Source organism: Gemmatimonadales bacterium, assembly GCA_036279355.1.
GTDB lineage: Bacteria > Gemmatimonadota > Gemmatimonadetes > Gemmatimonadales > GWC2-71-9 > DASQPE01.
The window spans coordinates 103,908-111,165 of sequence record DASUJH010000049.1 but is presented as its reverse complement, the minus strand read 5'-3'; the positions used below and the strand labels follow the sequence as shown (position 1 = coordinate 111,165).

Sequence of the window (7,258 nt, the reverse complement as noted above, 5' to 3'; positions counted from 1 at the left end):
TCTACGCGCGCCCGCTCGATTTCCGGCGTCGCCTTCCACATCGAACGAATCCGAACCTTCTCATCGCCCACCACGGGCGAAGGAGCCATCACCATGACGCAAGCAACGCAGCCAACGCCGAGCAGCGCCGCGCGCACGCCGTATCACGTTACGCTGAACCAGATTGAATGTTGCAACTGCAACCACGGCTGCAACTGCCAATTCGGTGGATTTCCCGACCACGGCAACTGCGAGTTCGTGCTCGGCTTCGAGATCACCGGGGGTCAGTTCGGCGCGGTGCCGCTCGCGGGCGTGCGGATGGCGGCGGTGTGCCTGTACCCGAAGGCGATCCACGAAGGCAACGGGCGGGTCGTCCTCTTCGTCGACGAGCGGGCGCGCCCCGAGCAGGTGGAGGCCGTCGCCAAGATCATGTCGGGCCAGCACGGGGGCATGCCGTGGGAGGCTCTCGCGGCGACGATAACTTCGTTCACCGGCCCCGTCGTCCGGCCGATCGAGATGAAGGTGGACGGCACCCGGTCGAGCTTCCGCGTGCCCGGCGCGGTCGAGGTGGTGCAGACGCCGATCCGGGACTCGGTGTCGGGCCAGGAAAAGGAGGTCCACATCGTGTACCCCAAGGGCGGCTTCATGTGGAATGACGGCAGTATCTGCACGACCAGCACGATGTCGGTCGACTACGACGGGATCCGGTTCCACCACGAGGGCCGCTACGCCTGCTTCGCGCCGACGAAGTGGGCCAACCAGTGACGTGGAGCGGACGGCAGGCAGCCTTGACGCGCTGATCCGCCGCGACCGGGCGCTCGCGCTCGGCGGGGTCGCGGCGCTGGCGGCGCTCGCGTGGCTCGCGCTCGCGCGCATGGCGGGCATGACATCCGGCGGCGCGACGGCAATGCCCGGCGCGATGGCGATGCCGAGCACGGCGCCGTGGGGCGGGGCGGAGCTCGCGAGCCTCATCGTCATGTGGGCGATCATGATGGTGGCGATGATGGCGCCCGCTGCGGCTCCGCTGGTGCTGCTCTACGCCGGCACGATGCGGCGGCGCGCCACCCGCGGCGAGCCCGCAGTGGCGGCGTGGGTCCTCCTCGCCGGCTATCTCCTCGTCTGGATCGGCTTCAGCGCGCTCGCCGGCACCGCCGAGTGGGCGCTGCACGGCGCGGCGCTCGTCTCGCCGGCCACGCTCCGTGCCGCGCCCGCGCTCGCGGGCGGGATTCTGATCGCGGCCGGTCTCTTCCAGTTCACGCCGCTAAAGTCGGCGTGCCTGACCCATTGCCGGTCTCCGCTGCACTTCCTCACGACCGAGTGGCGCGAGGGCGCCTTCGGCGCGCTCGCGATGGGCGCGCGGCACGGAGTCTGGTGCCTCGGCTGCTGCTGGCTCCTGATGGCGCTGCTCTTCGTGGCGGGGGTAATGAACCTCGCGTGGGTGGCGGCGATCGCGGCATTCGTGCTGCTCGAGCGGACGGTGCCGGGCGGGGCGGTCGCCGGGCGCGTGGTGGGGGCGCTGCTCGTCGGGTGGGGCGCGTGGCTCGTCGCAGGAGCCTGACATGGCGCGCGGAGGCGCTATTGCCGGCGGAGCCGGATGGCGCCTTTGAAGGTGCGCACAGTCACGTGCCCTCCATTCCCTCCGAGCTCGAGATGGAGCGAACGGGCCGGGCCCGTCCCCTGAATCGCGGGCCGGACCGAGGCGTAGTCGTTCACGATCTCTCCGGTGATGGTTGAGAGATTAAAATCCCCACCGGCGCCGCGTGGCAGGAGCAGATCGACGGCGCCGCTGTGATCGGAAAACTCGAAGACCCCGCCGGTCCGTGGCGCGCCGGCGTAATGGATGTCGCCGGTCACCGACGCGAACCGGCCGCGGAAGATGGCCGCACTGGCGATCTCCAGCACCCCCGCGATCGTCGCGGCGTCGGCATCCTCGGGGGCTCCGCGCAGCAGGAGAGGGCCATCGCCGGTCCGCGCACGCACCCACGGCGCGACGACGTCCAGATCGATGCTACCACCCATCGTCTCTGCTTCGATCGAACTGGCGGATCCCGATAGATGCACGGCCCCCGAAACCGAGTAGAACCAGCCCGAAACGTCGCTGCCCGTGATGGCGGCGCTCGCGGTCTTCACTGAGACATGGCTACGGCGCGGCAAATAAATCACCAGGGCGCACGGCGGCGAGTCCTGCACGCCGGCGCGGTCCTCAAGTCCGAGCTTGACGCCTTCGGCGGACCCTCCGAAGAAGAACCGCTGGCCGGGCGGGACGCGGCCCCGGACCACGATCGAGTCGCGGTCCCAGCCCACGATGCGGACCGATCCCGCAGGATCGAAAACCTTGACCGACGCCGTTGGGTTGAGCGCGCGGGCGCGCAGCACCGGCTCTTGCGCGCCCGCGAGCGCGGCCGCCGACAGCGCGAGTATGGTGAGGCTGGCGGTGTCTCGGCATACCGCCGCTATGCATCTGTCATGACGCATTGTCCACCCGCCGGAGCAAGTCACGTTTCTGCCGGTACGACGCTGCCAGCAGTTGATGCAACGCAGGGTTGTCCGGGTCGTGCGCGAGCGCTTCGTGCAGTTCGGCGATGGCGCCGTCGACCACCCGCAGGTCATGATCAAGGGCAGCGGCCGTGGCCGGGCGAAGCGTCGATCGGCGCAACTCGAGCTCCTCCAGTAACGCCGTAACCTGCTGCTCGTATGTGCGCGCCGAGTCCAGGACCTCCCTCACGGCAGGGTCGCCCGCTCGCGCGATCGTCGCGGGAGCCAGCGGAGGCCGTACGCCGGGACGCGAGAGCGCAACGGCGAGCCATGCCGCCGCTGCGGCCGCGCCCACCCACCACCAACGCCGGTCGATCGCCCATCGCGCCCGCGGCCCCGGTTCGGAGGTCGGCACAGAATTGCCGCGCTCGATGCGGGCGCGGATGGCGGGCCAGAGGGCGTCGAGTGCCGCTGCCGGCGCCTGCCGGTCCCGATCGATCCGGGCCATGAATGCTGTCAATCGCGCGACGTCATCCGCGCACGCGTCGCATCCCGAGAGATGGGCGGTGACAGCCGCTCGGTTGCGCTCCGGGAGCGAGTCGTCGGCGATGCCGTGGCGCTCTGCCTCGGTGAGATGGCGCCGAGTCGCCGGGACAGAATCGATCATGGTTCGAGGAGCCTCATGAGGTGCCGGCGCGCCCGCCACAGCTGGGCGCGCGCGGTGCCCGGCGCGCACCCTGTGATGCGCGCGATCTCGTCATGCGAGTAGCCCTCGAGATCGTGAAGGACGAACGCGGTCCGGGCTCCCGGCGGCAATCGCGCCAGCGCGGCTTCGAGGTCCATCCGCGCATCGAGCTTCCCGGCGGCGGACGCGGGGTTCGGGAAGTCATCGACCGCGACGAAGCGGCCGGCGTCGCGACTCGAGGACCGACACCGTTCCAGGATGAGGTTGACCGCAAGGCGGTGCAGCCACGTTCCGATCGCGCTTTGGCCGCGAAACGACGCCAGGCGTTCCCACGCCCGCACGAAGACATCCTGGACCATGTCCCGGGCGTCGCGCTCGTCGCCGAGCATCCGGCGCGCCAGCATGTGGATCGCGCCGGCGTGCGCTCGATAGAGCGACTCGAACGCATCGACGTCGCCCTGCTGCGCGCGGCGAACGACGTCGTCGAGCGGCGCGACGTCGTTCACCGTTACGGTCGAACCAGGCAGGTCGTAGATCGGGGCGGTCACGCCGGGCGCGCTGCCGTCATTGCGTTCGCGCGACTATGGCCAGCGCCGAGTCGATCTCCGCCGCGGCCACCGCTCGCGGCAACACCACTCCGGTGCTCCGGCGCGTCGGCACCCGCGCTGCTACCACGTCGCCCGACGGTCCCAGCGTGACGAGCGCCGTGGTGTGGCCCAGCAGCGTGATGCGAAGCAGCCAGGTTCCGTCTAACGGCCACTGGCGCCGCACGGCGTACACGCCTGAGTGCGCCGTCGTGTCGAACCGCAGCGGTACGCTCCGGCGGGTGCCGCCCACGAGTCCCTCGGCGCTCCCCGAGAGGTCGGCGACCGTCGTGTGACCGTCGCGGACCGTCGTATGCACCAGCAGCACCGCATCGCGCGTGGCGGGATCGTACGGATTGACTGGTGATTCGATCGACAGCCAGGGGGGCCACCTGAGCGCGCTGGGGCCCGCGAACGCCGAACCCGAGAGGATCAGGACCAGAATGGCGGCTGGAGCGAGGACGCGGCGGAGCATGGTGGCCTCCAGTGCAGGGGGATGAAGGCCCGGCTGCGGCGCGAGGGCCGCGAGCTCGGGTGCACTGATTGGACGGACCAACGCTCCACAACGCTTACCCGCACGGCCCTCGACCTCGGCCGGCCATCCGCCGCGGGTGCCCAGCCGCTACGCCAGCGTCCGCTCCTTGAGCCGCCCCGCCACCACCGTCACGTTGTCGCTCCCGCCGCGGGCAAGCGCCAGTTCGATCAGGTTGCGGCAGATCTGCTCGGCCGAGCGGGTTTCCCTGAGCTGCGTCGCGATCTCGTCATCGGCCACGTGCTTGGTGAGGCCGTCGGTGCAGAGCATCACGACATCCTCCCAGCGGCAATCGAAGCTGGTAATGGCCGGCCGCATCTCCTGGGCGCCGAGCGCGCTCGAGAGTACGTTGGCCCAGCGCGATTCGCTCACCTGGTCGGGCGGCAGGACGCCCGCGTCGACCAGCGCCTGCGCCATCGTCTGATCCTTCGTCATCTGCTCGAGCTTTCCCTCGCGGAGCCGGTAGCACCGGCTGTCGCCCACGTGGACCAGATAGGCGCGGGGCCACCGGACCAGGATCATGGTGAGCGTCGTCGCCGTGCCGGCTGCCTCGGCCAGCACGGCGGCGTGGCCCTCGGATACGGCGGCCTCGAGGTCCGAGAGAAAGGGGCCTTCGGGGGCGGGATCGTGCTGGTAGTAGAGCCGGAGCGTGTTGGTTGCGTAGGCGGCGATCGCCTGGAGCGCGGTGCCGCTCGCGTGCTCGCCGCCCGGACGGCCGCCCACGCCGTCGGCCACCACGAAGAGATGCCCGCGCGATTCACTGGTGAGCCCGCTCAGCCGGTCGACGGGAACACTCGTCGAATGAACCCGCATCGTCTTGTGCAGGCTCGCGATGAGGAATTGATCCTCGTTGTTCGGCCGGACGAGCCCCGGGTGGGTGAGGCCGAACACGTCGATGTCGGCATTCAGGGGTCGCACCCCGGGCGGCGTGCCGCCGGCCACCGACGTCATGGGTCGCCTCGATTCGTGCGGAATTGCTGAGGTACTAAGATGCGAGCGGCGGCGAGGGGCGCAAGGCGGCCGGCCCCGCGCGAACACATGGCCGCCTAGGCATGGGGCCGGCGCACGGTTCGGGCGGCCGGCTCGTGCGGGGCAGCAAAGTCTTCCGGGCTCGGAGGGCGACAGAGGATGTCGAACGCCAGGAAGAGGGTATGGGAAAACGGGTAGATCAGGAAGGGGGAAGTGCCCATCGCCACGAGTGAGGCGATCTGGAGCCCTTGCCAGGGCGGCGTGGGCCAGGTGACCAGGAGGACGCCCACGAAGAGCACGGCGAAGACCGTCTCCACTGCCATCAAATTCACGAAATAGGCGCCGAGCCAGTAGCCCCGCTCGCCGCGGGTAAAACGAAAACCGCAGCTCGGACAGCTGGGGAGTATGCGGAGCCAGCGGACGAACACCGGGCCGCCGCCGCACGCGGGGCAGCGGAGCCGGAGCGCATGCACAAACGGCAGCGCGACGGCGCGGATGCCGTGCGGCGCGGCGCGCCGCGAAGCCGCCGGATCGCTCATGCCCTATGCATATCGTCCGGTGCGCGAAATGTCCACGGTGCGGATCACAGGCGCGACCGCCGCTGCGGCGCCGATCATTCGTGGGCGCGCATCCAGCGCTCGATGTCGCCGAACACCCGCGCGCGGTCCTGGTCGGCGAGCAGCGCGTGGTACCCCTCGGGATATTCGAGGTACTCGGCGGCCGCGGGTGCCAGGCTCGCGGCGAGCGCGCGGGTGCCTTCGGGCAGCACCATGCGGTCCGCGGCGCCGTGCACGAGCAGGAGGGGCACGGCAAACCGCGGCGCGCCCGCGTGCACCCGCGCGGCCGCCGCCGCGATTTCGGTCGAGAGCCGTGCACTTGCCCGGCGGTGAAAGAGCGGATCGGAAACGACCGCCGCCACGACGTCCGGATCGTGCGCGAGGGCCGAGATGTTCATGCCGGTGTTGAGGCTGAACGACGGCCACACGCGCGAGACGAGCCGGCCGAGCGCGAGCAGGGCGCGGGGGACGCCGACGCGCCCGAGCGGCGGCGCCACCGCGACCACGCCGGCGAGCCCGTCGCGACCGGCCAGCGCGTAGTCCAGCACGATGAGCCCGCCCAGGCTGTTGCCAAGCAGGTGGAGCGGGCTGTCGGGCTCCTCGCCCCGCACGAGGGCGACGAACCGCCCGAGGTCGCCGCGGTAGTCGGACCATCGGTGCACATGGCCGCGGCGTCCGGGCGAGCGTCCGTTGCCGCGCAGATCGAATGCATGCACCGCCCGGCCGTGGCTGACGAGAGACTCGACCAGCGGCTCATAGAGCCCGCTGTGGTCGCCCAGACCGTGGACGAGGATGACGCCGCCGCGCACGGGACCAGGCGAGGGCGCGCCCGCGGCGCCGCCCGGCGTGTCCGGCTGCCAGCTCTGGCGATACAGCTCCAGGTCTCCGGCGCCGAGAAAGCTCGATTCGCGGTGGATCATGGGGCCGCAAGCTCCGCCGGCTCGCGCGGAGTGACCAGCACCGGGCGGCCTTCGACGAGCCACGTATCGGGATGGGCGCGCACCTGCGCGGCCGACATGACGACGGGACCGGCCGGCGTGGTGGTGGTGGGCGCGGTGCCGAAGCGAAGCTGATACAGCGTGGGCCCCGCGTTTCGTGCGTGCTCCACGACGAACGCCGCGAGCGCGGCGCGGTGTGCCCGGAGTGTCCGCGCCCCGCCGCGCCGGTGCGGCTCGAGCGCCGCGATCACCTGGTCGCGCGAGAGCCCCGCCCGAAACCATCGCGCCCTGAGCTCGCGCTCGTCGGAGCGGGTTTCGGATTGGCGCGCGCGCACGAGATCGCACGAGCAGCCGCCCGCGAACAGCCGGACCACGGTCTGCGCTGCGGGATGCAGCCGGCGCAGATCGGCGTGCTCGGCGGGAGAGGCGAGGTCGGCGGTGACGTCAGGCGGGAGCATCGAGCGCACCTCGCTCAGCGTGAGCGGGGTCGCCATGTAGAGGATGTAACAGGCCGGGGTCTGCACGCCGGCACCCGCCCG

Annotated in this window: 10 protein-coding genes; 2 read left to right on the top strand and 8 right to left on the bottom strand. The window is 71.0% G+C overall.

Features of this window, described 5'->3' with window-relative positions; genetic code table 11:
• Positions 1 to 744 (top strand): DUF1326 domain-containing protein (locus VFW66_12395; protein ID HEX5387498.1); only part of this gene is annotated, 744 nt, incomplete at its 5' end.
• A gap of 1 nt (position 745) precedes the next feature.
• The gene (locus tag VFW66_12390) at positions 746 to 1,537 is read left to right on the top strand and encodes a DUF2182 domain-containing protein (protein HEX5387497.1); all 792 of its coding nucleotides are present in this window, start codon (positions 746 to 748) and stop codon (positions 1,535 to 1,537) included.
• Positions 1,538 to 1,554: 17 nt separating this feature from the next.
• Here the strand turns inward: VFW66_12390 and VFW66_12385 are convergent, their stop codons facing one another.
• The 8 genes from VFW66_12385 to VFW66_12350 all read right to left on the bottom strand — a co-directional run bounded on the left by VFW66_12385 (position 1,555) and on the right by VFW66_12350 (position 7,243).
• Entirely contained in the window at positions 1,555 to 2,355 is an 801-nt protein-coding gene (locus tag VFW66_12385) for a hypothetical protein (protein HEX5387496.1), read from the bottom strand.
• Positions 2,356 to 2,443: 88 nt separating this feature from the next.
• A complete protein-coding gene (locus tag VFW66_12380; protein HEX5387495.1) occupies positions 2,444 to 3,121 on the bottom strand; it encodes a hypothetical protein in 678 nt (225 codons plus the stop codon).
• Positions 3,118 to 3,687 (bottom strand): RNA polymerase sigma factor, encoded by a 570-nt coding sequence (locus tag VFW66_12375; GenBank protein ID HEX5387494.1) that lies wholly within the window; start codon positions 3,685 to 3,687, stop codon positions 3,118 to 3,120. The genes VFW66_12380 and VFW66_12375 overlap by 4 nt, the downstream gene beginning before the upstream one ends.
• A 16-nt stretch (positions 3,688 to 3,703) precedes the next feature.
• The gene (locus tag VFW66_12370) at positions 3,704 to 4,198 is read right to left on the bottom strand and encodes a hypothetical protein (protein ID HEX5387493.1); all 495 of its coding nucleotides are present in this window, start codon (positions 4,196 to 4,198) and stop codon (positions 3,704 to 3,706) included.
• A 147-nt stretch (positions 4,199 to 4,345) separates the two neighbouring features.
• Positions 4,346 to 5,206: a protein phosphatase 2C domain-containing protein gene (locus tag VFW66_12365; GenBank protein HEX5387492.1), complete on the bottom strand. Its 861-nt coding sequence runs from the start codon at positions 5,204 to 5,206 to the stop codon at positions 4,346 to 4,348.
• 95 nt (positions 5,207 to 5,301) lie between these two features.
• Positions 5,302 to 5,763: a DUF983 domain-containing protein gene (locus VFW66_12360; GenBank protein HEX5387491.1), complete on the bottom strand. Its 462-nt coding sequence runs from the start codon at positions 5,761 to 5,763 to the stop codon at positions 5,302 to 5,304.
• 74 nt (positions 5,764 to 5,837) lie between these two features.
• Positions 5,838 to 6,701: an alpha/beta hydrolase gene (locus tag VFW66_12355; GenBank protein ID HEX5387490.1), complete on the bottom strand. Its 864-nt coding sequence runs from the start codon at positions 6,699 to 6,701 to the stop codon at positions 5,838 to 5,840.
• A complete protein-coding gene (locus VFW66_12350; GenBank protein HEX5387489.1) occupies positions 6,698 to 7,243 on the bottom strand; it encodes a hypothetical protein in 546 nt (181 codons plus the stop codon). The genes VFW66_12355 and VFW66_12350 overlap by 4 nt, the downstream gene beginning before the upstream one ends.
• Positions 7,244 to 7,258: the final 15 nt, after the last annotated feature.

Bases quoted from the DNA above. Each gene is read 5' to 3' on its own strand.
- VFW66_12360 (HEX5387491.1), bottom strand. From the start codon at position 5,763: ATGAGCGATCCGGCGGCTTCGCGGCGCGCCGCGCCGCACGGCATCCGC.
- VFW66_12380 (HEX5387495.1), bottom strand. From the start codon at position 3,121: ATGATCGATTCTGTCCCGGCGACTCGGCGCCATCTCACCGAGGCAGAG.
- VFW66_12370 (HEX5387493.1), bottom strand. From the start codon at position 4,198: ATGCTCCGCCGCGTCCTCGCTCCAGCCGCCATTCTGGTCCTGATCCTC.
- VFW66_12355 (HEX5387490.1), bottom strand. From the start codon at position 6,701: ATGATCCACCGCGAATCGAGCTTTCTCGGCGCCGGAGACCTGGAGCTG.
- VFW66_12365 (HEX5387492.1), bottom strand. From the start codon at position 5,206: ATGACGTCGGTGGCCGGCGGCACGCCGCCCGGGGTGCGACCCCTGAAT.